The 26742-nt window shown below is 51.2% G+C and carries 23 protein-coding genes; 14 read left to right on the top strand and 9 right to left on the bottom strand.

The features are described 5' to 3' along the window. The first annotated feature begins 19 nt into the window (after positions 1 to 19). The 9 genes from SYN_RS08535 (at position 20) to metG (ending at position 8623) form a co-directional block, all read left to right on the top strand. Complete coding sequence (locus SYN_RS08535) at positions 20 to 853, top strand: TlyA family RNA methyltransferase (protein ID WP_011417688.1); 834 nt, start codon at positions 20 to 22, stop codon at positions 851 to 853. Then, a complete protein-coding gene (ispH, locus tag SYN_RS08540; protein WP_011417689.1) occupies positions 850 to 2583 on the top strand; it encodes a 4-hydroxy-3-methylbut-2-enyl diphosphate reductase in 1734 nt (577 codons plus the stop codon). Before SYN_RS08535 ends, ispH begins: the two co-directional genes overlap by 4 nt. A 41-nt stretch (positions 2584 to 2624) precedes the next feature. Continuing rightward, positions 2625 to 3215: a hypothetical protein gene (locus SYN_RS08545; RefSeq protein WP_041584912.1), complete on the top strand. Its 591-nt coding sequence runs from the start codon at positions 2625 to 2627 to the stop codon at positions 3213 to 3215. 84 nt (positions 3216 to 3299) lie between these two features. After that, complete coding sequence (locus SYN_RS08550; RefSeq protein WP_011417691.1) at positions 3300 to 3521, top strand: NifU family protein; 222 nt, start codon at positions 3300 to 3302, stop codon at positions 3519 to 3521. A gap of 13 nt (positions 3522 to 3534) precedes the next feature. After that, positions 3535 to 3777, top strand: a complete 243-nt coding sequence (locus SYN_RS08555; RefSeq protein ID WP_337833056.1) for a DUF362 domain-containing protein — start codon at positions 3535 to 3537, stop codon at positions 3775 to 3777. A gap of 210 nt (positions 3778 to 3987) precedes the next feature. After that, a complete protein-coding gene (gene tmk / locus SYN_RS08560) occupies positions 3988 to 4647 on the top strand; it encodes a dTMP kinase (RefSeq protein ID WP_011417693.1) in 660 nt (219 codons plus the stop codon). A 124-nt stretch (positions 4648 to 4771) separates the two neighbouring features. Next, positions 4772 to 5746 (top strand): DNA polymerase III subunit delta', encoded by a 975-nt coding sequence (holB, locus tag SYN_RS08565; protein ID WP_041584913.1) that lies wholly within the window; start codon positions 4772 to 4774, stop codon positions 5744 to 5746. Positions 5747 to 5942: 196 nt separating this feature from the next. Next, positions 5943 to 6692 (top strand): PSP1 domain-containing protein, encoded by a 750-nt coding sequence (gene ricT, locus SYN_RS08570; protein WP_148202531.1) that lies wholly within the window; start codon positions 5943 to 5945, stop codon positions 6690 to 6692. Positions 6693 to 6718: 26 nt separating this feature from the next. Further along, positions 6719 to 8623 (top strand): methionine--tRNA ligase, encoded by a 1905-nt coding sequence (metG, locus tag SYN_RS08575; RefSeq protein WP_041584914.1) that lies wholly within the window; start codon positions 6719 to 6721, stop codon positions 8621 to 8623. A 259-nt stretch (positions 8624 to 8882) separates the two neighbouring features. Here metG and SYN_RS08580 read toward each other — a convergent pair whose 3' ends face one another. From SYN_RS08580 to SYN_RS08590, 3 genes are all read right to left on the bottom strand, one after another. After that, on the bottom strand, positions 8883 to 10280 hold the full coding sequence (locus SYN_RS08580; RefSeq protein WP_202943543.1) for a class II fructose-bisphosphate aldolase: 1398 nt from the start codon (positions 10278 to 10280) through the stop codon (positions 8883 to 8885). A 347-nt stretch (positions 10281 to 10627) separates the two neighbouring features. Beyond that, complete coding sequence (locus SYN_RS08585) at positions 10628 to 11260, bottom strand: HD domain-containing protein (RefSeq protein ID WP_011417699.1); 633 nt, start codon at positions 11258 to 11260, stop codon at positions 10628 to 10630. 451 nt (positions 11261 to 11711) lie between these two features. Beyond that, positions 11712 to 12002 carry a hypothetical protein gene (locus SYN_RS08590; RefSeq protein ID WP_011417700.1) on the bottom strand — a complete coding sequence of 97 codons (291 nt, stop codon included), beginning with the start codon at positions 12000 to 12002 and terminating at the stop codon, positions 11712 to 11714. Positions 12003 to 12199: 197 nt separating this feature from the next. On the opposite strand from SYN_RS08590, the gene SYN_RS08595 reads away from it, so the two are divergent. The 3 genes from SYN_RS08595 (at position 12200) to SYN_RS08605 (ending at position 15215) form a co-directional block, all read left to right on the top strand. Continuing rightward, on the top strand, positions 12200 to 12664 hold the full coding sequence (locus SYN_RS08595) for a hypothetical protein (RefSeq protein WP_011417701.1): 465 nt from the start codon (positions 12200 to 12202) through the stop codon (positions 12662 to 12664). Between the two features lie 699 nt (positions 12665 to 13363). Continuing rightward, positions 13364 to 14122, top strand: a complete 759-nt coding sequence (locus SYN_RS08600; RefSeq protein ID WP_011417702.1) for a Nif3-like dinuclear metal center hexameric protein — start codon at positions 13364 to 13366, stop codon at positions 14120 to 14122. Positions 14123 to 14216: 94 nt separating this feature from the next. After that, entirely contained in the window at positions 14217 to 15215 is a 999-nt protein-coding gene (locus SYN_RS08605) for a class 1 fructose-bisphosphatase (RefSeq protein ID WP_011417703.1), read from the top strand. Between the two features lie 286 nt (positions 15216 to 15501). Here the strand turns inward: SYN_RS08605 and SYN_RS08615 are convergent, their stop codons facing one another. The 4 genes from SYN_RS08615 to SYN_RS08630 form a co-directional block, all read right to left on the bottom strand. Beyond that, positions 15502 to 16518 carry a TerC family protein gene (locus SYN_RS08615; RefSeq protein ID WP_011417705.1) on the bottom strand — a complete coding sequence of 339 codons (1017 nt, stop codon included), beginning with the start codon at positions 16516 to 16518 and terminating at the stop codon, positions 15502 to 15504. Between the two features lie 220 nt (positions 16519 to 16738). After that, positions 16739 to 17518: an acyloxyacyl hydrolase gene (locus tag SYN_RS15305; protein WP_083756473.1), complete on the bottom strand. Its 780-nt coding sequence runs from the start codon at positions 17516 to 17518 to the stop codon at positions 16739 to 16741. A gap of 76 nt (positions 17519 to 17594) precedes the next feature. Beyond that, positions 17595 to 17777, bottom strand: a complete 183-nt coding sequence (locus SYN_RS16795; RefSeq protein ID WP_148202532.1) for a hypothetical protein — start codon at positions 17775 to 17777, stop codon at positions 17595 to 17597. A gap of 85 nt (positions 17778 to 17862) precedes the next feature. Further along, a complete protein-coding gene (locus SYN_RS08630) occupies positions 17863 to 19104 on the bottom strand; it encodes a DEAD/DEAH box helicase (RefSeq protein ID WP_011417708.1) in 1242 nt (413 codons plus the stop codon). Positions 19105 to 19558: 454 nt separating this feature from the next. On the opposite strand from SYN_RS08630, the gene SYN_RS15310 reads away from it, so the two are divergent. Next, positions 19559 to 23116, top strand: coding sequence for a DUF748 domain-containing protein (locus SYN_RS15310; protein WP_011417710.1), 3558 nt, complete (start codon positions 19559 to 19561; stop codon positions 23114 to 23116). Between the two features lie 99 nt (positions 23117 to 23215). After that, positions 23216 to 24418: a PQQ-dependent sugar dehydrogenase gene (locus tag SYN_RS08645; protein ID WP_202943544.1), complete on the top strand. Its 1203-nt coding sequence runs from the start codon at positions 23216 to 23218 to the stop codon at positions 24416 to 24418. Positions 24419 to 24698: 280 nt separating this feature from the next. Here SYN_RS08645 and SYN_RS08650 read toward each other — a convergent pair whose 3' ends face one another. After that, positions 24699 to 25511, bottom strand: a complete 813-nt coding sequence (locus SYN_RS08650) for a prephenate dehydrogenase/arogenate dehydrogenase family protein (protein WP_011417712.1) — start codon at positions 25509 to 25511, stop codon at positions 24699 to 24701. Positions 25512 to 25670: 159 nt separating this feature from the next. After that, positions 25671 to 26735, bottom strand: coding sequence for a chorismate synthase (gene aroC / locus SYN_RS08655; RefSeq protein ID WP_011417713.1), 1065 nt, complete (start codon positions 26733 to 26735; stop codon positions 25671 to 25673). Between the last annotated feature and the right edge of the window lie 7 nt (positions 26736 to 26742).

Below are 26742 nucleotides of genomic sequence, written 5' to 3' on the forward strand. Positions count from 1 at the left end.
GATTTTCTGACCATTTACCATGGGAAGTAGAGAAGAAAAAATCCGTCTGGACCTGCTCCTGGTGAACCGGGGTCTGTCGGCAAGCCGGGAACGGGCCAGGGCCCTCATTCTATCCGGCGCCGTCCTGGTGGACGAAAAACCCGCGGACAAGGCGGGGGCGCTCGTATCCTGCGCGGCGTCTGTAAGGATCAAGGGAAAGGATCACCCCTACGTAAGCCGCGGCGGACTGAAGCTCAAAGGCGCTCTCGATGCCTTTCAAATCGATGTCCGGGATCTCGTCGCTCTTGACGTCGGGGCTTCCACCGGCGGCTTCACCGATTGTCTCCTTCAGGAAGGCGCACGCCGGGTCTATGCCCTGGACGTGGGGTACGGCCAGCTGGCATGGAAACTTCGCACCGATCCCCGGGTCATCTGCATCGAAAGGACGAATATCCGTTATTTTGACGGCACAGGTATGGACGTTCCGGTGGACCTGGTAACCATCGACGCCTCGTTCATCTCTCTGAAGCTGGTTATCCCTGCCGCGTTGAAATTTCTTGGGGAGGGAGGTCTCCTTCTCGCCCTGATCAAGCCTCAATTTGAAGTGGGAAAAGGCCAGGTGGGGAAAGGCGGCGTGGTCCGTGAACCCGCACTCAGGCAGAACGTTCTGAACGACCTGACGGCCTTTCTCCGGGACATGGGTCTGGAAGTGTTGGGATCGATCGTATCCCCTCTTCCTGGTCCCAAGGGAAACAGGGAATTTTTTGTCTCTGCCCGGCTGCCGGAAGAAAAACTTTCATTTCCCGGTCGGCTGGAGTCTTCTCCTGCAAGTCAGGAAACCGCTCAGGACAAGGAGCTGTTGTCAAAACAATGAGTGTCTTTCTCGCAAAGACGGCAGGGTTCTGCATGGGCGTCAAACGTGCCGTGGATACGGTTCTGGATATCGCCCGCCACAAGGGATCGGAAAAAATCTATACCTACGGTCCTCTGATTCACAATCCTCAAACTGTCGAATTCCTGAGGGAAAGAGGAATTATTCCCATTAAGGATATCGAGGCCCTTTCTGCATCGGATCAAAATGCGGCCATCGTCATCCGAGCTCATGGCATCTCGCCGAGCGAACGAAAGAAGATCCGGAATAAAGGGCTGCGGATCATCGACGCAACCTGTCCGAAAGTCACCCATGTCCAGGCGATTATCCGGCAGCATGCCGCAAAAGATTACAACATCCTGATCATCGGTGACGGCGACCACCCTGAAGTCAACGGCCTTCTCGGACATGCCGGCGGTCATGGCCGGGTCATCGGCAGCCTCCAGAACGTTGAAGAACTTCCGATTATGGAAAAGGTCTGCGTCGTTGCCCAGACCACTCAAAACGTTGAAGAATATGCTGCAATCGTCCGCCGGATCCGCGATCGATTTCCGGAAACCGTCGTGTTTAATACCATCTGTGATTCCACGGAACAGCGGCAGGCTGAAGTTCGCGAACTTGCCGCCAGAATGGAGGCCATGGTGATCGTGGGCGGCAGGAACAGCGCCAATACACGGCGTCTGGCCGCCCTGTCCTCTCAGCAGGGCACTCCGACCTTTCATATCGAGACAGCCGATGAACTTAACGACGCGAAACTGGCTCCCTATGACCGGATCGGACTTTCTGCCGGAGCCTCCACGCCCAACTGGATCATTGACCGGGTTGTCGACCGCATTGCGGAACAGCAGAGGAAAAAGAAAAATAAGGGGAAGGGACTGCTGAAGCTCTGGACCCTTTCAGTGAGGACCGATCTCTATTCCGCCCTTGGGGCGGCTTGTCTGTCCCTGACCGCCATGCTTCTGGAACGGGTCCCGGTGAATATCCTTTTCCTTCTGATCACCGCCCTATATGTCCATGCGATGCATACCTTCAACAGGTTTTCGAACCGAAAGACGTGCAGCATCGGTTCCTTCCGCGAAGAATCCTACCTGAAGCACGAGAATTTTTATCTTTCCGGAGCGCTTGCCTCCATGCTGCTCTGTCTTGGTCTTGCCCTGAGTCATGGGATGCGGACCTTTCTTCTGCTTTTTTTCATATCGGGGTTGGGCATTCTCTACAATCTGCCCATCTTTCCCGCAAAATGGAGATATCGCAGCTTAAAGGATCTGCCCGGATCAAAAAACATCTCCATGGCCATGGCGTGGGCCACTGTTGTTGCCATCCTGCCCGGCATGGAGCGGGGGTTGTTTGTTTCGCCGGGAATTGCCATCGCCTTTCTTTTCACCATGGGCATCGTGTTTATCCGTTCCTCTCTTTCGGATATTCTGGATATTCAGCGCGACAGGCTGATTGGCAAGGAAACGATTCCCGTGCTCATCGGCAGAGAACCAACACAGGTTCTCCTGACAATACTGTCCATTTTTATTTTTTTTCTACTGATAGCGGGTGCGTCCGCGAAATGGACTCCATCGCTTTCACTGGTCCTTCCGGCCAACTTATTTTATGTATGGATTTGTTTTAAACTTTGTGATAGAAGGGCGTCGTTTTCCGGGGTTGTTCTGGAGGGTCTTCTGGAAACCAGCTATATTATCGCCGGGTTGAGTTCACTGCTGTGGTGCGCCCTATCCCGTTAAACAAAAGAAGTGAGCGACCCTTGTGTTTGCAGGAGTGTCCCGTGAAGAGAAGATACTGGAACGCTTTCATTGCCCTTTTCCTGATTCTGATGATTTCCGCGTGCGGAGGATTGCGTTATTCACAGGTCGACACCGAGGCCGGAAATTTTCACCCGAGACGTCTGGGTGTTCTTCCCGTCGACGTGGGGACTTACGAAGAAGCACGAGGAACCGTTGATCAAATGATCGCCGGGGTGCTGACCGAAAAGAAGTGGTTCAACGATGTTGTGGCCGGGGATGACATCAACCGTCAATTCCATGCGAATGAAGAATTCCGCGCGGTCATGACCGACTACATGGCCAAGCTCAAAACCGTTAATTTTTCCGATCCCCAGCTCAGCGCAAGGATCGGCGAACTGTGTCAGGTTGATTCTTTTCTTGTCGTTTCCGTTGATTATTGGAATTACACGACCGAAAACGGAGACAAAGTGGGAAAGGTCAGTCTGGGCATCAAAATGATTCAAGCGGAAACGGGAAAAGTCCTTTGGAAGGCGGGCCATTTCCGGGCAGAAAAATACCGGTTCATCAAACCTGAGCTGCTGAGTGTGGCCAGAACCCTTTTCAGGGAGATGATCGGTTACATGCCTCGCTGAACGAGAGCGAAAAAGTGCGGACAGACGGATTTAACCGTTTGATCCCGAATCGCGAGATGCGGTTCAATCTAAGGGGGTACACTCATGAAAGATAAGGTACAGGAAGCCATCGATCAGGTCCGGCCGGGCCTTCAGGCAGACGGCGGAGATGTGGAACTGGTTGACGTGACCGAGGATGGCGTGGTGAAGGTCCGACTTGTCGGTGCATGTCGTGGATGCGCCATGTCTCAGATGACATTGAAGATGGGGATCGAGCGTTTTCTGAAGGAAAGAATTCCTGAAGTCAAGGAAGTGGTTGCAGTCTGAGCGATTTAGCCCCATGATTCGTTGCCCGTTTAGGTTGATGGGTCATGATAGAATTAAATTAAAAGGAGATAGAATTATGGCGTATGTAATTACTGATGATTGTGTGGCTTGTGGTTCCTGTCAGGATGTTTGCCCCGCAGGAGCAATCAGCGAGGGGGAAGACAAGTATGTAATCGATCCAGCCGTCTGCACCGACTGTGGAACCTGTGCCGAACAATGCCCGGCTGAAGCCATTGTGCCCGGCGAAGAGAAGTAGTCTGTTCTCAGGAACCAGATCAAAAAGGGGGATTCACTTTACGGCCGGGAATGCGGAAGTGATCCCCCTTTTCCTTTATTTTCATGAGTTATCTTTCCACTCAATAAGTTTTACACTGTTGTCCCACGCAATCCCTGTCGAATCTTAGAATTTCCATTTCAATCGTCGAAAACAAATTCCAGGCAGCAGGAAAAGGCAAGGCAATCGGTCATGGCATATTTTATTTCCTTCGAAGGCATTGAAGGGTGCGGGAAAACAACCCAGCTCAAACTGGCGGCGCAATATCTCAGGACGTTGAAAATTCCCGTTGGGACCACGGAAGAGCCAGGCGGCACACCGCTGGGCAAAAAGATTCGAAATATTCTTCTTAACCGGGGGCCCTTCGAGATCTGCGCTGAAGCGGAAACGCTGCTCTTCGTTGCCGCACGCGCTCAGCATGTCCGGGAGGTCATTCTGCCTTCCCTCGCCAGGGGCCAGTGGATCCTCTGTGACCGCTTTTCCGACGCCACTGCGGTTTATCAGGGTTGTGTCCGGGGCATTGATGAGGCATGGATTCGTCAACTGGATTCCTTTGCCACGTCTTTCCTCAAGCCAAATCTCACCCTCCTGTTTGATCTGCCGGCGGAAACGGGACTTCACCGGGCTATGCAGCGTATGACCGGCATTCCGGAAAACTCACGTGAAGATCGATTCGAGCAGGAAGGTCTGAACTTTCATGAGAAGATCCGCGAAGGCTATCTCGCTCTGGCACGACAGGAATCTGAGCGCTTTCGAATCATTAACGCGGCAGCGGACATTCCTTCGATCCACCGCGAGGTGTGCCGTCACCTCGATGTCCTGAGACAGCAACCCGAAGCCGGCTTACCATAGAATCAGGAGTAGCTGGGAATCTCCGGTTTTTTTCAGGCCACTATTTTCATCTGCGCTTCATTTCCGGCCGCATCGCTGCATCAGGCAGCAAAGAAACCCGCTTCAGATAATGGAGGCATTTCTCATGTCATTCAAGGACATCCTCGGTCACGCGAAACCCATAGGCATTCTTCAGAATGCCATACAACATAATCGTATGGCCCATGCCTATCTGTTCCATGGAATGGCAGGCGTAGGGAAACTCACCCTTGCCCTTAATTTTGCCAAAGCGCTGAACTGCCTGCAGGGGGCCTCCGATGCCTGTGACTGCTGCATTTCCTGCATAAAGACCGATCATCGCAATCACCCGGATATCGAAATGATTGAAGCTGAGGGTCAGTACATCCGGATCGATGCCGTAAAAGACCTTCAGGAGCGGATGAAATTCAAACCTATGGAGGGGAAGAAGCGCGTCGCCATCCTCGTGGACGCCGACCGCCTGAATAATGCCGCAGCCAACGCTCTGCTGAAAACCCTCGAGGAACCATCACCGGCCAATATACTGATTCTGGTAACCGACAGACCCTACCAGCTTCCCATAACGATTCTTTCACGATGTCAACAGATCCGCTTCAATCCTCTTGCTCAGGAAATAGTAACCACTCTGCTCCACGAGCGTTTTTCCGTCGAAAACACCCAGGCCGGACTTCTGGCTGCCGCCTCCGGGGGAAGCATAGGCAAAGCCCTGGATCTGAACCGCGAAGCTTATCTCACTTTAAAGAACGAAGTCCTGAACTTCATCGCCGGAATTTCTGCGGATTCATCCCTTCATCGATTAACTTTTCTTCGTTTTTTAAGCGACGACAAGAGAGACATTATGGACAAACTGGACATCCTGAGAACCTTTTTCCGTGATGTCCTGATCCTTAGGGAGACGGGAAGGGCAGAAGGACTCATGCACCAGGACCGTGTTGACCAGATTACCGCCTTTGCAGGGAAACGCACCACCGGGGACATCCTGACTGCCATCCGGGCCATTGATTCGGCGGAACGTCGGCTGATACAGAATACGAATAAATCGTTGACTTTAGAGGTCATGATGTTTAAACTCGCGCTCTGATCAACAGATGACCGCAAAACGGCTTTATTCCAAACCTATATCAAAGGGCGCTCTTCGTCGGCTTCGCGATCGGTTTTCATATATGCGTCGGGGTTCGCGTGTTGCGCTTATACCCGGCCATTTTTAAAGCATTCCTGATCCGGAATTTGAAGTTGTATTGATAAAAAAAAGAAAATTTCGGGAGATTTTGCAACCTGTGCATAAAAATATTATCGGTGTCAGATTCAAGAAAGAAGGAAAGATTTACAGCTTCGATGCGGGAGATCTCAATCTCAAGATCAAAGACCAGATCATCGTTTCAACGGAAGATGGCCTGTCCATGGGAACTGTGATTACCAGCATTACAAACCAACCCGAAGGCAACCTGCCGCCCAATCTGAAGCCTGTGGTTCGCAAAGTAACGGAAGAAGACCTCCTCATACAGAAAAACAACAAGATCCTCGAAAAAGGCTGCTTCTCGTTCTGTGCGGAAAGAATCAGGATCCGGAATCTTCCGATGAAGCTGATCGATGTGGAGTGTCTTTTTGATAAAAGCAAAATCATTTTCTATTTCACGGCGGAAAACCGGGTGGACTTCAGGGAAATCGTCAAGGATCTGGCCCAGAAGTACAAGACAAAAATTGAACTGAGACAGATCGGAGCACGACAGGAGGCCCGGATTATCAAAGGAATGGGGGTCTGCGGCCGGGAAATCTGCTGTGTCAATCTACTTCATAACCTGGACCGGGTTTCTGTGAAAATGGCCAAGGAACAGAATATGTCGCTCAATCCTGAAAAGATTTCCGGGTTATGCGGTCGTCTCATGTGTTGTCTGGCCTATGAATACGATTCCTATCGCGAACAGAAAAAAGAAAAAAGCGTATCGGGCCGGAAAGATAAAGACGGCCCCCCCAAACCGGGAGATGGGGAAAAGACGCCTTTGGAACCGGCTGCTGTTGAACATTGAGTGTCTTCTGTGTAGAAAGGATTTTTATGGAAAAAACGTTTTACATCACAACGCCAATCTATTATGTCAATGCTTCTCCGCATATCGGTCATGCCTATACCACCATCGTTGCCGATGTTCTGGCCCGTTATCACCGTCTTTCGGGACACCGGACGTTTTTCCTGACAGGCACGGATGAACACGGGGACAAAATCGCCGAGGCAGCGGAAAAAAACGGCATTTCTCCCAAAGCCTACGCGGACCGGATCAGCAGTCAGTTCAGAAATCTCTGGCCTGAACTTTCAGTCAGCAACGATTATTTTATTCGGACAACAGACGCCAATCACATTGCCACGGTTCAGGCGATTCTCTCCAAGGTTTACGAAGCCGGCGATATTTATTTCGGTCATTACGAAGGCTTTTACTGTGTCGGTTGTGAACGCTTCTATACCGAAAAGGAGCTCATTGACGGAAAATGTCCGGATCATCAGATGGAACCGGAATTTCGCAAGGAAAGCAATTATTTCTTCAAAATGAGCAAGTACCAGGACTGGCTGATTTCGCATATCAAAGCGAATCCCGATTTCATCCGGCCTGAACGTTACCGCAATGAAGTTCTCGCCTTCCTCAGGGAGCCTCTGGAAGATCTCTGTATTTCCCGGCCAAAATCCCGGCTCGCCTGGGGGATTTCCCTTCCCTTCGATGCAAATTATGTCACCTACGTCTGGTTTGACGCCCTGATCAACTATATCACCGGGCTCGGCTACCCTGACGGAGAGAATTTCCACACGTTCTGGCCGGTCGCACAACACCTGATCGCCAAGGACATCCTTAAGCCGCACGGCATTTACTGGCCCACGATGCTGAAGGCCGCCGGAATCGAGCCTTACAGACATCTCAATGTCCACGGCTACTGGAATGTCGACCAGAGCAAGATGTCCAAGAGCCTCGGAAATGTCATCCGGCCTCTTGATCTGAAGGACAAGTACGGACTGGATGCCTTCCGTTATTACCTCCTGCGGGAGATGGTCTTCGGCCTGGATTCCAGCTTCAGTGAAGAAGGATTTGTCCAGAGGGTCAATGCGGATCTGGCCAACGATCTGGGAAATCTTGTCAGCCGGGTAACGGCCATGGCTGTTAAATACTGCAAAGGAAGCGTTCCGGCGGCATCATCAGAGGCAGACACGATTCTTTCCAGTACGGCAGTCAGGGTGATTCAGGAAGTGGAGGCGTCGTTCCGGGAGCTGACTTTCCACAAGGCCCTGATGTCCATCTGGGATCTGATCAATACGGCAAACCGCTACATTGTGGAAAAGGAACCATGGAATCTGGCCAAGGATCCGGCAAATCAGGGCACACTCGATGACGTGATCTATTCACTGCTGGAGACATTGCGGATTGTTTCGGTTCTGATCGCCCCGTTCATGCCGGGATCTTCCGTGAAGATCATGACCTCACTGGGCATCGCCAATCCGGAGCTTCAAAATTTCGACATGATTCGCACCTGGGGAGGTCTTGCCGCCGGTCAAACCCTGGAACGCGGTGAAGCACTTTTCCCCCGGATTGATTACAAACCGGACGAGGGTGCCGCCGAGATCAAAGCCACTCCCCCTCCCCCGCCGATCAAGCCGGAAGTTTCCTATGAAGACTTTGAAAAGATTGATCTGCGGGTCGCCCGGATTCTCGAAGCCGAAGCCGTTCCGAAATCAGCCAAACTTCTGAAGCTCAAGATCGACATCGGAGAAGAAAGGACGATTATCGCCGGTGTCGCCAAAGACTATACGCCGGACCAGCTGGTGGGAAAATCCATTGTCATCGTGGCCAATCTCAAACCAGCCAAGCTGATGGGAATCGAATCCCGGGGCATGCTTCTCGCCACGGATGCAACAGCAGGCGGAATTACCGTGCTCGCCTTCGACAGGGAGCCGATAACGGGCTCGAAAGTCCGGTAATTTCAATTAGACATCAATGTTAAATCGGCGTTGGCTCCTTTATCGTCTGCTCCACATACTTGCCATGTGAGCCCGAGTCACCACCTGAACATAGTCGGCCCGATATCGTTTTTGATCTTAAATTGTCATAGTTTCATAAAAAAAGAGAGCCGGCCGGGCTCCATAAAAGGGTTTACCCGGACCAGCTCTCTTTCAAAATCCATTTACCTTACATTCAATTTTTCAATTTCAATTCGTCGCTTTGAATCGCTGAACACTCCTATTCCGTCAAAGCCGCGGGAATCTGCAAAGGAACATCCACTATCTGAATTTGTCGGCGAACCACGGCTTCGGTATTCGCCACATTCAATTTCCGGAAAAGAAAGGCGAACTGGTTTTCCAGTTCCTGGCTGATCTGCTTGCGAGTTTCCTCCGGAAGATTCCAGAGTTCCTGTTTGAATGGACCAAAACCCTTTTTGCGTGTTTTGTAAATAAACTGTTCTTCCGTGTCCTTTTCCTTTTTCTCGTCCCTCAACTCTTTCTGAAGATAGTCATAAATGCGCTGCCGTAAGTCAGCTGGAAAATGCGCGCTGTCGTAAATGATGTTCTGAAAACCGGTGGCCAGATGAATTTCCGCCGTGCCGATCGCCGGAAATCGATCAAAAGCCTCGTCGGGCAATGTGGAGGCGCCGTGCTGAACGGCGCCGGAAAGACCATAGCGGCTGCGGGCGACTTCGGACAGCTTCTCCAGGACTTCAAAATCCAGTTTCACCTGGGCCACGCTGCCATCGGCCAGGGGAACCCCGCCATGTGTCGTTCCCGTCTGAACGCTGATTTTGCTGATTCCCTTCAGGTTCGCCCCGTACTTTTTCAGGGAATCCAAGTAGCCGTCCATGTAAGCCTGAAGTTCCTCAACGGTACTGTTTTTACCTCCTACTTCACCGATTTCTCCCCCTACGGAAATAGTAATGCCGGCGGGTTCCAGGTCGCGTATCACAGCGGTCAGTTCTGCTGCCAGAGCATAGTTCGTTTCCTGTTGTTCACTGATGGTAGGCTTTGAAAGATCGACAAGGGTGGAAGTATCAATATCGATATTATAGAAACCAGCCTCGATAGCCTCCCAGATCAGGTCCTTGACTCCCTTCACTTCCTTTTCCGGGTCTCCGGCAAATTTTTTGGCATTCACCTGGAAATGATCCCCCTGGAGAAAGATGGGGCCGCGATATCCTGTTTTAATGGCTGCCGCGGTCACCGCGCTCGTGTATTCAACAGGCCGCTGCAAGGTATAACCGATCTCGGAACGGGCGATTTCGAAAATAACAGGCCCGACGGAATTTTTCAGGGCTGCACGGAAGATCGCCTGAGCCACGTCGTAGGTCATGGTCCGGATATTGATGGCTGGAACCGTGAAACCCGTCACTTCCTTTCGTCCCATAGCTTCGTACAGGGACTGGATGGAGGAAGATACGATTCCAAGGGCCACAGCACTTCTCCTGATCAGCCATGATGCGGCATCTTTTACTTCCTGAACAGGACTGAATGCCATCGTGTAAATCAGATCATCGATAAGAGATTTTCTCAATGCCCCCTCATCCAACACATTGACCTGGCCATCAGCTGTCTCGAGGATACTCTTGTATCCCTTTTTCATTGCGCTCACGTTCTCATAAATCATCATTCTCACCTCTGATTTCTTTCTCCCTGTTTCAACTCTGCTGTCACGCCTGCCAGGCAATCCCTGACCGCAGAACATTCATCACTTGCGGCATCAGTTGATTAATACCGCACTACGAACTGCAAATTGAACCGACATGTATTTTATTTTTCCCATTCTTAAACTTGAAATCAAACTTGCACTTCATCCTGTGACGGATGCGGGTCATTCCCTTTTTCCCCTTTTATGATTCCGGTTCCACCAATCTGTTTCAATCCTCCCTCAGATACGAAGCTGTTTTTATAAGCGAAAAGGGAAACACTCTTTTGTCTTTCCCTTTGATGTCAATAGCCTGTTTTTGTCATATTTATTTAAACAAACTGCCTTGCTGCATACTCCCGCGCCGGAAATACAAGATGAACATCTCCCGAGAAACTTTCAAACAGAGAATTCCCCGGCTCGCCATCCGCTTTCTCCCTGAAAATAGAGGCCAGGTTGTGATAATACCATGCCTGTTTTTCCTTACCCCGGTTAAATTGTGACCAGATCAACTCACCCAGGCGAGCGGAGTCTTTCTGAATCGACCTGATATTATCAAGTTTATCCGCACAGGAAAGCAGAAGGACATCCATCGGCGCAGTCTTCAAAGCGCTCAGTGTATGATGCTTTCGTTCTTCCCAGGAAACGGCCTTGTCGGGTTCTGACGCGGCTTCAACCAGCGCGGCCACATCATTGCCAAAGTTTTCCCTGATTTCTTCAAGGCTTACAGGCGCATCCTCTACCGTATCATGCAGTATGCCCGCCGTTATGACTTCCTCGTTGCAGCGACACTCCGTCAGAATATCCGCTACCTGCAGTGGATGAAAAATGTAAGGAATTCTCGTGATCTTTCGATACTGCCCGGCATGGGCTTGAACTGCAAATTCTATGGCCTTTAAAATCATGGAATTACTTGCACCGGTTGAGTGAAGGAGGGTTGAAGCGCTGCCTTTGTATATGGACATAATTAACTTGTACCTTTATAAATTGCCGTAAATCTTACCCTGAAACGCGCTGAGCTGCAACACCTTTCTCCGCTTCAATATGGATTGAGCCCTGAGGTCTGCGCCTCAGTCATCATTAATCCATTTCATTCAACATTCGTCTTGCGGAACAGTAATGCATCAAGTATAAACACAAATTCGATGTCAGGTAATTCAGGGTTATGTGTTCCGATTCTATTTGAAGGGAAGATCAGCGACATATCATTTTTTTCCAGGATATGTTTTTACCTGAGCCATCCGTTCGATACCAGATTCAGCGAAATTCTTTCCTGAATTTGAGGTTATCAAAAGCACCCGGTCCCGCATGAAAATCGACCTGGTTGAACCTCGGAAACCGGAGATAATAAAGAGGTCATCTCGATTTAAGAGCAAGAAAATAACTAACGATCGCCCCCGGCAATCGGACAATAAGTCAGAGGCTTGAAGCCAGCATTCCCGCCAGCATTCCCAACCCCGTAACGATAAGCAGCCCGGAAATCGAGAATGGCCCGGTCACAGCTTCGATGATATGCCTGAACAAGGTAGGGTAAACATAAAAGACGACCAGGGAAACAGCGATTACCGGAAGAATGATCCACTGTGATCGTCCGATCCATATTCTTTCAATAAAAAGCGAAACCAGATTCATGATCAGTACGAAATAAAGCAGATTAAAAAGAATCAGAAACGCTGTTCCAATGCCGGTAGAGGCGATTGCGTTCATATTGCTGTCTCCTTTATTTTCCTGATGTTAATATAATGTCTCACATCGTTGCAGGCAAGCTGTGCCGGGAAAAATCATCTTCGAACTTGCTTAAAAATATAGCGTGATTTTTCTATCATCCAGTGTCACCCGTGTCCGCAGCGTTCACAAACGGCCCATCATTCCCAAGCCGGTCCGTCAGAAGGAGAATATTTTCCATGAGAATACATCTGAACAGAAAAAGAAGTAGATTATGTTACACGTCCTTCGCGGCGTTTCTTCTCGCCTTCATGTGCATAGCAGCCTGCGGCGCGCAGATCGGACAGACTGTCATATCCGAACCGGATGAGTACAGCAACAACTATGAAGCGAAAGAGAAATTCATCCTAAGGGCTGTTGCCAGAGTATTTAAAGAAAAAAAAATGGGAAGCAATGTCCGGATTGATGAGGAGAACCGTATCGTGGAAACGGATTTTCTGACTCAGAATGACTGGAGGACAAAGAGTCTTGCCCGGATCAAACCACTCAACTGGAAGGAAAGTGAAGTGACCCTTTCCGTGATTACGGAAAAGAGAACCGAGTCAGGCTGGGAAATGCGCCGCCTGCTGGAAAAAGAACAATACGTGAAGATTTTTGATACGATCGAGCTGAAGATTTATGAAGAAATGTATAAAATGGAATAATAAATAACCCCCGGCCCCCCTCCAATGGGGGAAATGTCCCATCGGGCAGTCGTTCCATCAACCAGCGTCAAGAGACTTGAGCAATGGGAGAACGAAGCCGGGGTATATCACCAGAGAGATTCAGCCGTCCGCTCTATGAGTCACCACCGCACCCTGAATAGAGTTTACAAGATACACGGCTGATTCCCATCGGATTTCTTCAAAAGAGCAGCTTCCATCCCACAACTGGAAGAAAGTAAAAAAATCTCGCTATAACTGACAACGCACTAAAACTCACAACACCTGCTCGAAAAACGAAATAATTACGTCGGAAAGTATCTGATTTTCAAAATTTTATCGCGCCAAAGAGAACCGCGGGTGCCGTCTTGTCTTCTGACTGGAGTCGCTTCCAAAAAACTTGGTCTATTTAGGGTGATCATCACCACCAAGACCCTCTGCTTCTCTTCTCATTCAAATCCAGTAACCTGACTCACAACGTGCATCGCAGTATCTCTTTGGCTTCTTTCAGTATTAAAATAATACTTCCTGATACTTTTGTCAAATATTTATTATAAATCAATAATCATTAATATATCATTCTACTTTCATTATATTTTCCATTATAAGAGATTTAATTTATCTTTGTTGACATAATTCAAGTTGACTTGACATTTTAATCTGTTATCATTTTGCAACATTTACATAAATCACATATGCCTTATGGAACTTGAACGCATCACCGACTATATCGATTCCTACCTGGACATCCACTCCTACCATGACGATTCAGCAAATGGCCTGCAGGTTGAAAACACAGGAAATGTAAAAAAAATCGGCCTTGCCGTCGATGCCTGCCACGAATCTATCTCCAGGGCCTGCAGAGCGGGATGCGATCTGCTCATCGTGCATCACGGCCTGTTCTGGGGCAGCCAGCAACTTATTGTCGACAATCATTACCAGCGAATCCGGGCTCTTATCATGGCCGATCTGGCCCTGTATGCCGCCCATATCCCGCTGGATGCCCATCCGATAATCGGCCATAACCGGGTCATCGCAGAGCATCTTGACCTTGAAGACATCGAACCCTTTGCCCTGCATCATGGTAAACATATCGGTGTAAAGGGGCGGTTCAGGCAGTCCGGCTCACGCGCCGAAGCAGCGATCTGGATTGAAAAGGAACTGGGCGCCTGCAGGGGACTTCTGGAGTTCGGTCCGGAAACCATTTCTACGGTAGCCGTAGTTGCCGGCTCGGCAACCGATATTGAACTTTTCAGGGAATTGAAACGCGACGGAATTGATTTTTTTGTCACCGGCGAGCCCAAGTACGCCGCTTATCATATGGCTAAAGAGTTTGGTCTGAATATTTTTTACGGCGGCCATTACCAAACGGAAACGTTCGGTATCAAAGCATTAGGTGAGCATCTGCAGAGGCTGTTTGCAATCCCCGTTGTTTTCATGGATACACCCTGCATCTTCTGAAATCGACTTCGCGCCGTTCCCGAAAGCGGCGCATTGAGGTGCGCGGCAGCACAGTTTCTGCAACGATTTTTTAACAGTTTTACAGGAGGGTTTTATGCCAATAGAGTTCGAACAGACATTTCGCAATTTTTTAATGGAGCATCAGGAAAAGTACAACCGCACCTACCACTTCCTGATTCTTATGGATTCCATCATCACAGCGGCCCAGCGCATTGAGCTGTATTATCGCACCGGCGCGCTCAAGGGAAATCTTGGCATGGCGGGCTCAATCAATGTACAGGGCGAAAGCGTCATGAAGATGGATGATATCGCCAATGAAATCGTACTCCACTATCTGGCGGCAAGCAATCGCGTAATTCAGGTTGTGAGCGAAGAAAGCGATGACATCGTCGATATGAACAAGGACGGCGGCCGCTACTTCGTATATTTCGATCCACTCGACGGATCCTCAAATGTTGCCCATGGCCTGCCGGTCGGGTTTCTGTTCGGCATTGCCAAGCGCAATCTGGACGGCAATATGAAGGGTCCTGAAGATTTTCATCTCCGCGAAGGCAACGATTATATCGCTGCGGGCATGTTTGTCATTCCGACGGGCATGTTCACGCTGGCTCTTCGCGATGCGGGCTGCTGGCGCTTCCATGCCGACGAAACGGCGACGTATGTCAAACCCATGCGCATGACCCTGCCCGACGATCCCAAAAAATGGGAATTATCATTCAATTCGGCCAATACGACCGTCTTCAGCGAAAAAGTCCAGAGTTGGATTCAGGTCAATATAAGTAAATACAAGTTTCGTTATATCGGAGCGCTTGCCGGTGACTTTCACCGGCTGCTCACAAATGGCGGCCTGTTCATGTATCCGGCAATCGTCAAGCATCCCGATCCAAAAGAAAACCGGCCCCAGGGAAAACTGCGGCTTCTGTATGAGGCAAATGTCGTGGCTTTTATGTGCCGGGAAGCCGGCGGCGACGCCATTGATGAAACCGGGACGCGCATTATGGAAATCAAACCGGCCGGTCATCACCAGCGCACGACGCTGTATGTGGGTTCCAAGCCCATCATCGATGAACTTGCCTCCCTGTTCAAGAGTTAGCGCTGCACATTTCTCAAAAGCTGCGGAATTCGTCTGATAATTCAGGCGAATCCTTTTTTTCGGATCGACAGCGACATTCTTTACGACAGAGGATTTCGGTGCCGCGACTGGAGGGAATATTTAAGCAGTGGAAATTACTCTGCCCCACCCTGCTTTCACATCGATAAGCAGGAACGCCCCTTTTAATGTATGAAGGAACAATCATGGAAAAAGAGAACACTCCGCGGATCATAAACATGAACCCGGCCATGAGTTTGATCTGTATCATGAAGATCGCGCCTTTCATTCATCCAGCCGCAGGCGGGGAATCCTTGCCAGATGACGGCTTCGCCGGACTTCCCGGCACCCACCCGGAAAATGCCTCTTCGGCGGCGATTTCTTTCGGCAAGCGCCTTGTCTTGATAACGGATACCAGCATGGAACCACCGATCAGAAGGGCCGTGACGAGCAGGGCGGCCTCGGTGGGAATGACATTGCCGAAAGAAGCGTTGACCAGCATTTTCGCCCCAACCACCATGAGAACCATTGACAGGCCATACTTTAGGTAGTGAAACCGGTGTATCATTCCTGCCAGAGCGAAGTAGAGAGCCCGTAGACCCAGGATGGCGAAGACATTGGACGTATAGACGATAAACGGATCATCAGTAATGGCAAAAATGGCCGGGATGGAATCAAGCGCAAAAACAACGTCGGTGACTTCTACCAGGATCAGTACCAACATCAACGGCGTCAGGTAGAGAAAACCTTTTCTGCGGATAAAGAACCGGTGGCCCTCATAGTTTTCCGTAACACGGAAATGCCGGCGGATCAGAAGGATCAGCCGGTTACCCTCCATGTCGGGTTTCCGGTTGATCGTCGACAGCATCTTAGCGCCGGTAAAGATTAGAAAGGCGCCGAAGAGATAGATGACCCAATGGAAGGAATCGATGATTGACGCGCCTGTCAGAATCAGGACGGCGCGCATCACCAAGGCTCCCAGGATGCCCCAGAACAGAACTCGGTGCTGGTAATGTGCCGGCACCGCAAAATGGCTGAAAATCAGGACGAAGACAAAAATGTTATCGATGCTTAGACTCTTCTCCAGCAGGTAACCGGTAAAGAACTCAACCCCCGCATTCGCACCAAGGAAATAATAGACCCCGGTGCCGAACAGCAGTGCCAGGACGAAGTAGCCTAGGCTGAGCAGGAGGGCTTCTCTAATCCCAACCTTCCTGTTATTCCGATGGAGCAGGCCAAGATCCAGGGTCAACAGAATCAGGACAAAGAGATTAAAGCCGATCCACATCCAGAGTGAGCTCTCCATTATACCTCCTGCTTGTGGGCTCGCCGAAAAAACTGTGGCCATTTCCAATGGCTGATTTTCCAGTCCCGCAATCCACATTCATGCCCTACTGACAGCCTGACGGAAATGGAAGACTCTTAATTTGCCCCATGACCGAATGTGGGACGCTCCGGCCTGATCCCGACTGGCGGTGTTTATTCAAAGTAGCGGTCAAGCGGGGATCAATGATAAAGCCCTCCCTTCAAAACCGGTAGCTAAGCTCCAGCATGTGCATATCTGCTCCCGTGGTATGATCGCCGTTGATGCCTGCGTCGGAATAGTGCATATATCGGTATCCCGCCCCGAGCCGTTCGAACAGCGGAACACCAACACCCGCCGTCAGGGCAAATTGGAAATATCCGCCATAGTCTTGCGTTCCAAAGCGATGTCTGCTGAGCAAAGCTCCTCCGGCTCCCATATCTAAAGTAAACTTACCATCCTGACTACCAAGGAAAACCAGGGGGATCAGAGAAACAACCAATGCGGTTTCCCCCGCTCCATAAAGAGCGCCGGCACTGCCCATCAGCCTTGTGCCCAATCCCCAGCCTGACGGGGAATACCATGCCCAGGGCATCCTGACATTCGTTGACACACCATACTCCCAGAACTCTTCCGGGGCCTTGTCTCCCAGCAAGTCAAGGCGTGAGACGGTTGCCCGTAAAGTGACGCTTACCAACCTCTGTCTGGGGGAAAACAGCCCATTCCCGGCATTCTTAAGATTCGCGGTTCTATCAGAATCGTTTTCATGGAAAATACTCGCAAAAGACTCATAGCCTGATGATCCGCCTTCGGTTGAAATGATGGTTTCTATGTCTGGTTTAAAGCCTTCGATATCTTGAGAGGCATTTGCCCTGGGGTCGCTGGAAGCCATCGAGACGGATTGATGTGGATTCCTGGGAATGACAGCGCAACCATACAAACAGAAAATGGCGATCAAAGCCAAAGGGAAAGACTGCTTGAATAAAAGATAAATGCCTTTCATTGAGTTTCCCACTGTTGCCAAACATCCCCGATCTGGATTTCAGCCTCATCAGGATCACTTCTTTTGGGGATGTCTGTTATAAAGCTTGAACAATCGCTGTTTTTAATTTATCACGCATGAGCCCGACATTGAAATACGCCTGACAGGCCAGATACGATGATTTTGCTCGCCCCGCTCTACGCCCAGCCAGGGCAACGGCGATCGCTTCCCCACTCAAAGACAGGCACGATTTCCAGTTGATCATGAATTTTCCGGTCATGCCGCTGTTTCTTCTTTCCGGGACGCTTTTACCTCCCCAGAACCTGCCGAAGGCCATAGCGCAATTATTGATAATGCCCTGCCCTTCACTTTCTGGATTTTTTCGTCTTTCTTTTTGTCTTCAGCCATGCCTCATGTTCTTCGATAAGCGCTTCGACGCCGGTTTTCGCACTGGAGGCGCCCAGTGTCAGCCCATAATCTTTTTTCCCGACCTTTACGACTTCAATCTCTTTATTCAGAAACTGCTGGATTTCCTGCAGCCGCATTTTCTCATCCGAACTGCAGAAAGAAAGCGCGATGCCCTTGTTGTCGCCCCGACCTGTCCTTCCCACGCGATGGACATAGTTTTCCGCCTTTTCGGGCAGATCGTAGTTGATCACATAATTCACATCGGGAATGTCGATGCCCCGCGCGCTGACGTCCGTTGCAATCAAAAGATTGCATTCCCCCTCCTTAAATTTGCGCATCACGCTGGTTCGCTCCGCCTGGTCCTTTTCACCGTGGATGGTCAGCGAGTGGAGCCCGACCCGCTCCATGGCCCGGGCGACCCGCTCCGCGCGAATCCGGGTTCGAACAAAGACGATGACTTTGCTTTCCTGATTCTCTTTGAGAAACCGTTCGAGGAAAAACCGCTTGTCGTCCATCTCGACGAACATGACCGCGTGGGTCACATTCGCGGATACGGGATCTTCGGGAGAGATCTGGATGCGGATCGCCGTGCCTTTTACCTGCGAAAAAGCCAGCTTCTTGATTTCCGGATTAATGGTCGCCGAGAAGAAAAGGGTTTGATGCTTTTTATGAAGCATTCTTTTGACAAACTTGATGTCCTCGATAAATCCCAGGTCCAGCATGTGATCGGCTTCGTCCAGGACCAGAGTCTCGATGCGGTCCAGACGAATATGTCCCTGATGGATGAGATCGAACATCCGCCCCGGGGTGGCAATGAGGATATCGATGCCATCCTGAAGCTTCCGAATCTGTTCATCCTGTTCGACACCGCCGATCAAAGGAAAAGTCTTCACCCGGGTATGCTTCGCCAGACCGGCAAAGACCTCCCCGATCTGCATGGCCAGTTCCCGGGTGGGAACCAGCACGATGCATTTGATTCCAAAAACCCGCTTACTGCTCTTTTCCCGGTGAATCCGGTCGATCAGAGGAATGGCGAACGCGGCTGTCTTGCCCGTTCCCGTCTGGGCGATGGCTAACACATCTTCCCCCTTCATGATTGAGGGGATGGATTTAAACTGGATATCCGTCGGCCTCCTGAAGCCGAGCTGCGCGAGGTTCTGTTTGATGGCCTCGGAGATGGTGTAATTCTCGAATTTCATAATTCCTCAAATTCTTTTATTTATTGTAAATACCGTTGAATCCGGATAAAAGCAATTTCAATATTTGAGAAAGAAATCGCAGAAATTTATGATGCCGCGAACAGTATAATTCAGAAACTCGACAAGGCGTATTATGGACGGGATCAATCTGAAAATTTCACGTCGAATTCTCTTCCATATTAAATGCTTATGTTGGTATGCCGAAAAATCCGAATACATTTTCAATTCAGGTAAGGCCAGAATCATGTTATAAAAACACTCGAAATCCAGAGGGATGCAGGATCTTATCATAACGAACCGGCAGGGCGGCATGCCCGGACGCTCCGCATCCTCTTTGCGAAAGCACCTGCCGGTTGGAGATGCTCTTTCCGAAATCCACGATCAGTGCTGGAAAGCATAGCGCTAACGCGTAACATAAGTTGCTTTTTATCCGCAGAAAGGACGGCTGAAAAAAATGAGCTGGCGCACCTGGTTCACTTCAAAGAACGTCAAAGAATCCATTAAAAGGCCTTGGATTCGAAAGGCAGCATACTCCCTGATCGGCTTTTTTGTTTTGTTTTCCCTTATTCTTTTTTTCGCAGGGCCGCCTCTGCTCAAATCCTATCTAACCGACAGCCTCTCTCGAACACTCGGACGCAAGGTCAGCGTGGGAGCGGTCCATGTGAATCCTCTGAAGTTGTCCATGGCCGTCGACGATTTTTCCCTTGCGGAACGCGACGGGAAAACACCCTTTATCTCTTTCAAGCAGGCGTACATGAATGCGCAGCTGGCATCGATTCTGTTCGCCGGGCCGGTGCTCAGCGAAATCCGTTTGACGCAACCCTATGTGAATCTGGTGCGCACGGCGAATAACACTTACAATTTTCAGGACATCGTCGACCGCCTCAGCACCCCCCCCACCGAGTCCCAACAGAAGCCATCCAAGCCGATGCGCTTTTCCCTTAACAACATCCGCATCACTCAGGGACGAATTGAATTCGACGACAGGCCTAAATATCGCCGGCACGAGATTCACGACCTGAGCCTTGCGATCCCGTTTCTATCCAATCTGTTCTATCGCGTAGATAAATATATCGAGCCGGAGTTTTCCGCTGTGGTCAACGGCGCGCCTTTCCACCTTACCGGAAAAAGCAAACCCTTCGATGCCGATCGCGAGGCTTCCCTCAATCTGAAGCTCAACCGGCTTGGCCTCAGCGAGTACCTGACATATGTGCCGAAGAAGCTCCATTTTTCCCTTCCCGGAGGCACGCTTGACGCGGATATCAAGGTCGCCTTTGTCCAGCCCGAAGACAAGGCGCCGTCGCTCCAGCTCTCCGGCGCTGCGTCCCTGAACAATCTGAAACTGGAGGAAGCGAAGGACACGCCGACCGTCCGCCTAAAAAGTCTGAATGTCAGCCTGGAAAGTATCGAACCCCTGGTCAAACGATTTACCGTAGATAGAATAGCCGCGGATCAACTGGAGCTTTACGTGCGCCGGGACCGGCATGGACGGATCAATCTGGCCAATCTTGTCGAACCAGACGAAAAAGATGAAAAGGAACCATTGCCCTATTTTCTCATAAGGTCAATGAGTCTCAATTCCGCAGTCGTGCATGTGCGTGACGAACAAAGGGTGAAGCCCTTTGAGACGATCCTGAAAGATATCCGTCTGACCGTCCGCAATCTGACCAGTGAGAAAGAAAAACCGGGGCAGTTGGATCTGAATCTTGCGGGTCCGGAGCAATCATCGCTGAAAGCGACTGCCGACATCGTGCTGGAGCCGCTCTCAGTCAGCAGACTGAACCTTCAGATTGCCGATCTCCGGATTCCGCAGTCCGGCTCTAATACCGATATGGTCCGCATCGGGCTGTTCGGCATCGCCGGCGGCGCCTTCGAACTTGACCGGCGCAGTGTCTCCGCCGATGAAATCTCCATCGCGAAAAGCCGGGTCAATATTCAGCGGAACAGCAAAGGCGCCGTGAATTTGAGTGAAATTGCCGGCGGCAGAGACACGAAGATAGAGGCCAAGGCCGCCAAAGCAGCGGAAGGAAAAACGGCCGCCAAGGCATCGCCTTGGCAGTACGGCGTGAAAAAGGTCGCACTGAACGACATTGGGGTGCACTGGGAGGATCAAATGCCGTCAGCAGGAACCGCCGAGATTGGAATCGAGAAAATTCAGGGTCGTATCGATAACATCTCGTCCGTTCCCAATTCAGCGGCAAATCTTTTCTTGAAGGCCAGGGTAAGTCCCCGCGGCAACGTGGATGTGACCGGTCCAGTAATCATGGCTCCCAGGATGTCCGTCAGGCTTCAAGTAAAGGCTGACGGGCTGCCCATTCTGCCTGCCCAGCCTTACTTTGCTGATCGGGTAAACATCCGCGTGACCAGCGGCGCTGTCGGCGTCCGGGGAAATCTTTCCGTGCAGCAGGCAGAACAGACACAGATTCAATATCAGGGCGACATGCAGGTGAACCGGTTTGCAAGCGTTGACAAAGTCAACAGCAACGACTTTCTGAATTGGGAAACCCTGCATTTCAACGGCGTGAAAGTATCCACGGAACCGGTGAACGTGGCCATTCGGGAGGTTTCGCTGAGCAATTTCTACTCGCGCCTGATCATTAATCCTGACGGATCAATCAATGTTCAGCATGTCACGGGCAGTAATGAAGAAAGCAGGCAGGCCATAGCGGGCAAGGGCGGAGCAGTGCCTCCGACGACGGCGTCTCAGGAACCGGTGGATAACAAACCGGAGACGCCGAGTGAAAGGACGGCGGTCCCGAACTCAGAAGATAAAAAATTGGAGAAGGCAGGAGCACAGACGGCGCCTGTCCCGATAAAAATAAATCGAGTCACCCTCCAGGGCGGTCGAGTCAATTTCTCCGACCGATTCATCAAGCCGAATTACAACGCCAATCTTGTCCAGATCGGCGGGCGGATATCGGGACTGTCTTCGAATCTGGCAACCACGGCTGACTTGGAAATCCGCGGCAAGGTAGATAACTCGGCTCCTGTGGAAATTCTCGGTAAAATCAACCCTCTTTCCGGGAATCTGTTTCTGGATCTGGCCGCTTCTGCAAAGGGCGTCGATCTGCCGACTGCGACACCCTATTCCGCTCGTTACGCGGGCTATCCAATCATCAAGGGAAAGCTTTCCATGGATGTAAAATATTACATCGAAAACCGCAGACTCCGTGCGGAAAATCGTGTCATGCTCGACCAGCTCACCTTCGGCGAAAAAGTCGAGAGCCCCCGCGCAACCAAACTGCCGGTGCTTCTCGCGGTGGCCCTGCTCAAGGACCGCAACGGCGTGATCGACGTCAACCTGCCCATTTCCGGTTCACTGGATGATCCGCAATTCTCGGTAGGCGGCATCATCTTGAAAGTCATCATCAACCTCATTACAAAAGCCGTGACCGCCCCCTTCGCCCTGCTGGGCAGCCTGTTCGGCGGTGGCGAGGAGCTTTCTTTCATTGAATTCGAACCCGGCCGTGCTGATCTGGATAAAACCGCGAGGGAAAAGATCGCATCTCTGTCGATGGCACTGGAAAATCGTCCGGCTTTAAAGCTCGACATTACAGGAAGAGTCGATCCTTCATCTGATACGGAGGGGCTGCGGCGCAGGATCATGGAGCGTAAGGTCAAAGCGGTGAAATTTCAAAGACTGGTAAAGCAGGGGAACGCTCCATCCAGTCTTGATGAGGTGCGTATCGATCCGGCCGAATATCACAGGCTGCTGAAGCAGGTGTACAGCCAGGAGAAATTCCCAAAGCCGCGCAACGCGATTGGTCTGGCAAAGGACCTGCCTGTTCCGGAAATGGAAAATCTTCTTCTTTCGCATATCACCGTGACGGATGACGACCTGCGTCAACTGGGAATCCGCAGGGCGCGGGTCGTCTCCGACGCCATTGTCAAGGCCGGCGATGTCGCTGCGGAACGGGTATTCATTCTGGAACCGAAGCTCAAGATCGAGGCCGGCGAAAAAGGCCCCGCCGAAAAAGCCCGGGCCAGCCGGGTCGATTTTTCCCTGAAGTAGCATTCCTGCATCAGAACGGCGACGATATGATGTCAATCATTTACATTGTTTTCTTCCGGGTTGAATCATAAGATGATCGACTCAGTAAGGAGAATGAAGATGAACGGGAAACGGGTTCTTGCGACCGGCCATGCCATGAGAAAAGCGCTTTGCATCCTTTTAATCCTTCATCTTTCTGCGGCAACGGCTTCATGCACACAGCAGCAGACTGGCGGAAAACCGCAGGCCGTGGAGGATGTCTTTCTTCCCGATGGCGATGGAATCAAGGTCGAGGTCTGGGTCGAAAACCTGAACGTGCCCTGGTCCCTGGTCTTTCTTCCCGACAAAAGGGCTCTCGTCAGTGAAAGATCAGGGAAAATACGTCTGATCATCAATGGAAAGCTGGAGTCGCATCCTTATGCGACGGTTGACGCGGTACGGATCGGCGAGGCCGGCCTTATGGGACTTGCCATGCACCCGCGGTTTCCGGCAGAACCTTATATCTACGCCATGTATACGGAGCAGAAAAAAGGAGCTCTGCGAAATCGCGTCGTCCGATTTCGTGATCACGGCAGGACAGGAAGTTTCGACAGGGTCATTCTCGACGATATTCCCGGCGGGAGATTCCATGACGGTGGACGGATCGCCTTCGGACCGGACGGGATGCTTTATGTGACAACCGGAGAGAATTTCAATGCCGATTTAGCCCAGGACAGATCATCCCTCGCCGGAAAAATTCTGCGGATAAGCCCGGATGGAGAAATTCCTGCGGATAATCCCTTTAAAGATTCACCCGTCTATTCTTACGGCCACAGAAATCCTCAGGGGCTTGCCTGGCAGCCGGAAACAGGCAGGCTTTTCGAATCCGAGCACGGACCGTCCGGGGAATTTGCCCATTTTGGGCATGATGAGATCAACAGGATCGTCAAGGGAGGCAATTACGGCTGGCCCCTCGTTATCGGCGCACCGGAGATTCAACCATACATCGATCCCCTTATTGTCTGGAAGGAAGCCACTCCGCCCGGGGGCATTGCCTTTTACAACGGGACGTTTCTTCCTCATCTGAAGGGCGACCTCTTTGTCGCGACTCTCAAAAGCAGGGCGCTGATTCGCGTCAGGTTTGATGGAGATACAAAGATCAGCCGCATTGAACGCTGGTTTTCCACTGATTTTAAAAAGGGAAAGTATGGAAGATTGAGGGATGTCGTTACAGGTCCGGACGGGGCGATTTATTTCACCTCAAGCAACAGGGACGGAAGAGGAGATCCTCTGCCCGGCGATGACAGGATCTATCGAATTCTCCCGATAAGCAGCAGGCAATAAGCAGGTCACCGGAATGCTCTGTTCCTGACGGCATAGTGAAAATCTCAGCTCAGTTTCCTGACATTCCCGACAATTCTGAACTCCGAAACCGATGAAATACGGACAGCACGATCCGTCTTTTCCAGGCCTGGGATTTACCGCTTGCAGTGATTTTATTCACCTTCGTTAAAATACTGGTTCAACGCGGCCAAAAGGGCGGTTTTTTCCAGGGCGACTTTGGTCTGATGCTCCGCCTGGGATTAAGGCGCCTGAATTTTATCTTCCGGCTTTGGCTTCTTTGTTACTCTTTGACAGACGTGCAGCCGGGATTCTGTTTGACCATTTCCGGATAGCGATCGCCTGCATTCTGAAGTTTCTTCTGAAGAGTGTATGCGTCGCGGATTTCGATGAGATGTTTGATCTCCCTTACAGTCTGTTCGTACTGATCCAGAATGGCGGGCAGATAGGGATTTCGAGTGAGGATCTCGGAATACATGCGTGCGTTGTGACTGAACACTTCCTTGATGATAAGGATTTTTTCCTCGAAAATCGGAGTCGTGAAGGGTTTTAGCTTCTGGATATCCGTATCCAGCGCTTCCATAACCATTCCGAAGATTATGGTATTGAAATGATTCAAGCCCTGGATGATGCTCATGAATCGATCATGCTCCTCAGGAGTGGTCTCCACCAGACAGGCTCCATTCTTTTGCAGGAGCGTCTTCAGCCAGGCGAGCCATGATCCGTTTCCGGTCCGTGCCGGGCAGAGAACGAAGGAATAGCCATTCATTGACGGAACTTCAGGTCCAAAAAGGGGATGACAGCCGATTACGTCGCAATCGGCACAGCTCAGCATGGCCGCTACCGGCTCAGCCTTGAGGGAAGTGATGTCCATAAGCAGAGCTTCCTTTGCCATAACGGGCCCGATCTTTTCGATCACGTCTACCGTGGCACTGATAGGTACGCTTACAACGACGACCTGACACCTCGCTCCCATCTCGTCAAGACTCATTCCCTTATCGATATCGGAAATATGGACTGTGTGGCCTTCCATTTCAAAAAAACGGGCAAACCAACGCCCCATATCCCCCTTGCCGCCGATGATGCCGATTTCCATGGTTCCGCCGTATTCCTCCTTGATCGAATATCCTGTCAGAGCACTCTTTGGGGTGTCTGGTTCCCGGCTCTTCGATTTTTTCGTTTATGATATCAATTTTTTCCCTGTTCCCCGCAGCCGTCGAATCTCCCCGGTCAAGGCCCTGCTTTATCGCAGCGATCACAGGGTTACAGCCTTCTGCCGCAGGAGGAAATCCGCCAGGACAATCTGCACCATCGCCTCGCAGACGGGAATGATTCGTGGAATCACGCAGACATCATGTCTGCCGCCGATCGACAGCGTTACCGGGTTGCCCTCCCTATCGACGGTCTTTTGAGAGCGGGAAATGGACGGAATGGGTTTGCAGGCCACACGCATGTTAATCTGCTCCCCATTGGTGATTCCCGCCAGAATTCCACCGGAAGCATTAGCCAGAAAGCCGCCGGGACTCAGAGGATCGTTGCTTTCCGATCCCTTCATGCCTGCTACAGCAAACCCGGCGCCGATTTCTACGCCTTTAACGGTACCGATGCTCATGAGAGCGCCGGCCAGCTGTGCATCCATCTTGTCGAAAACAGGCTCCCCAAGACCAGCCGGGCATCCTCTCACAACAATGCCTACAATCCCGCCCAGGGAGTCTCCAGCATTTCGGGCCTCTTCCAGGCGTCCCGTCATCCTGCGTGCCGCTTCCTGATCCGGACAGCACAGGGGATTTGCCAGAGATTCCCTGTTGACTGTCGTCCCGCTTTCGGAGATAGAAACCCCGCCAAGAGCGATCGTATAGGCCAGAACATCAATTCCGGCAGCCGCCGTCACCAGTGCGGCCACGGCACCGGCCGCCACACGCGCCGCCGTCTCCCGTCCCGAAGCCCGGCCCCCTCCCCGATGATCCCGGAGGCCATACTTTTTGAAATAGGTGTAATCCCCGTGACCGGGACGAAAGATGTTGCGCAGGCCGTCATAGGCCCCGCTGTTCGCATCCCGGTTGCGGATCAGCAGTGCAATGGGCGTTCCCGTCGTTCTCCCTTCAAACACGCCTGAAAGGATTTCAATCCGGTCAGTCTCCTGCCTGGGCGTCGCAAAGGCCCCGACACCCGGTTTTCTACGGTCCAGTGCAGCCTGAATGTGCTGTTCCGACAGTCCGAGTCCCGGCGGGCAGCCGTCAATCACCGCGCCGATGGCGCCGCCGTGCGACTCTCCCCAGGTCGTCACCCGGAAGACGTTTCCTATGGTATTTCCCGACATGCTTTTA

Source organism: Syntrophus aciditrophicus SB (genome assembly GCF_000013405.1).
GTDB lineage: Bacteria > Desulfobacterota > Syntrophia > Syntrophales > Syntrophaceae > Syntrophus > Syntrophus aciditrophicus.

Bases quoted from the DNA above. Each gene is read 5' to 3' on its own strand.
- SYN_RS08535 (WP_011417688.1), top strand. From the start codon at position 20: ATGGGAAGTAGAGAAGAAAAAATCCGTCTGGACCTGCTCCTGGTGAAC.
- ispH (WP_011417689.1), top strand. From the start codon at position 850: ATGAGTGTCTTTCTCGCAAAGACGGCAGGGTTCTGCATGGGCGTCAAA.
- SYN_RS08550 (WP_011417691.1), top strand. From the start codon at position 3,300: ATGAAAGATAAGGTACAGGAAGCCATCGATCAGGTCCGGCCGGGCCTT.
- SYN_RS08555 (WP_337833056.1), top strand. From the start codon at position 3,535: ATGATTCGTTGCCCGTTTAGGTTGATGGGTCATGATAGAATTAAATTA.
- tmk (WP_011417693.1), top strand. From the start codon at position 3,988: ATGGCATATTTTATTTCCTTCGAAGGCATTGAAGGGTGCGGGAAAACA.
- holB (WP_041584913.1), top strand. From the start codon at position 4,772: ATGTCATTCAAGGACATCCTCGGTCACGCGAAACCCATAGGCATTCTT.
- metG (WP_041584914.1), top strand. From the start codon at position 6,719: ATGGAAAAAACGTTTTACATCACAACGCCAATCTATTATGTCAATGCT.
- SYN_RS08580 (WP_202943543.1), bottom strand. From the start codon at position 10,280: ATGATGATTTATGAGAACGTGAGCGCAATGAAAAAGGGATACAAGAGT.
- SYN_RS08585 (WP_011417699.1), bottom strand. From the start codon at position 11,260: ATGTCCATATACAAAGGCAGCGCTTCAACCCTCCTTCACTCAACCGGT.
- SYN_RS08590 (WP_011417700.1), bottom strand. From the start codon at position 12,002: ATGAACGCAATCGCCTCTACCGGCATTGGAACAGCGTTTCTGATTCTT.
- SYN_RS08595 (WP_011417701.1), top strand. From the start codon at position 12,200: ATGAGAATACATCTGAACAGAAAAAGAAGTAGATTATGTTACACGTCC.
- SYN_RS08600 (WP_011417702.1), top strand. From the start codon at position 13,364: ATGGAACTTGAACGCATCACCGACTATATCGATTCCTACCTGGACATC.
- SYN_RS08605 (WP_011417703.1), top strand. From the start codon at position 14,217: ATGCCAATAGAGTTCGAACAGACATTTCGCAATTTTTTAATGGAGCAT.
- SYN_RS08615 (WP_011417705.1), bottom strand. From the start codon at position 16,518: ATGGAGAGCTCACTCTGGATGTGGATCGGCTTTAATCTCTTTGTCCTG.
- SYN_RS15305 (WP_083756473.1), bottom strand. From the start codon at position 17,518: ATGAAAGGCATTTATCTTTTATTCAAGCAGTCTTTCCCTTTGGCTTTG.
- SYN_RS16795 (WP_148202532.1), bottom strand. From the start codon at position 17,777: ATGACCGGAAAATTCATGATCAACTGGAAATCGTGCCTGTCTTTGAGT.
- SYN_RS08630 (WP_011417708.1), bottom strand. From the start codon at position 19,104: ATGAAATTCGAGAATTACACCATCTCCGAGGCCATCAAACAGAACCTC.
- SYN_RS15310 (WP_011417710.1), top strand. From the start codon at position 19,559: ATGAGCTGGCGCACCTGGTTCACTTCAAAGAACGTCAAAGAATCCATT.
- SYN_RS08645 (WP_202943544.1), top strand. From the start codon at position 23,216: ATGAACGGGAAACGGGTTCTTGCGACCGGCCATGCCATGAGAAAAGCG.
- SYN_RS08650 (WP_011417712.1), bottom strand. From the start codon at position 25,511: ATGGAAATCGGCATCATCGGCGGCAAGGGGGATATGGGGCGTTGGTTT.
- aroC (WP_011417713.1), bottom strand. From the start codon at position 26,735: ATGTCGGGAAATACCATAGGAAACGTCTTCCGGGTGACGACCTGGGGA.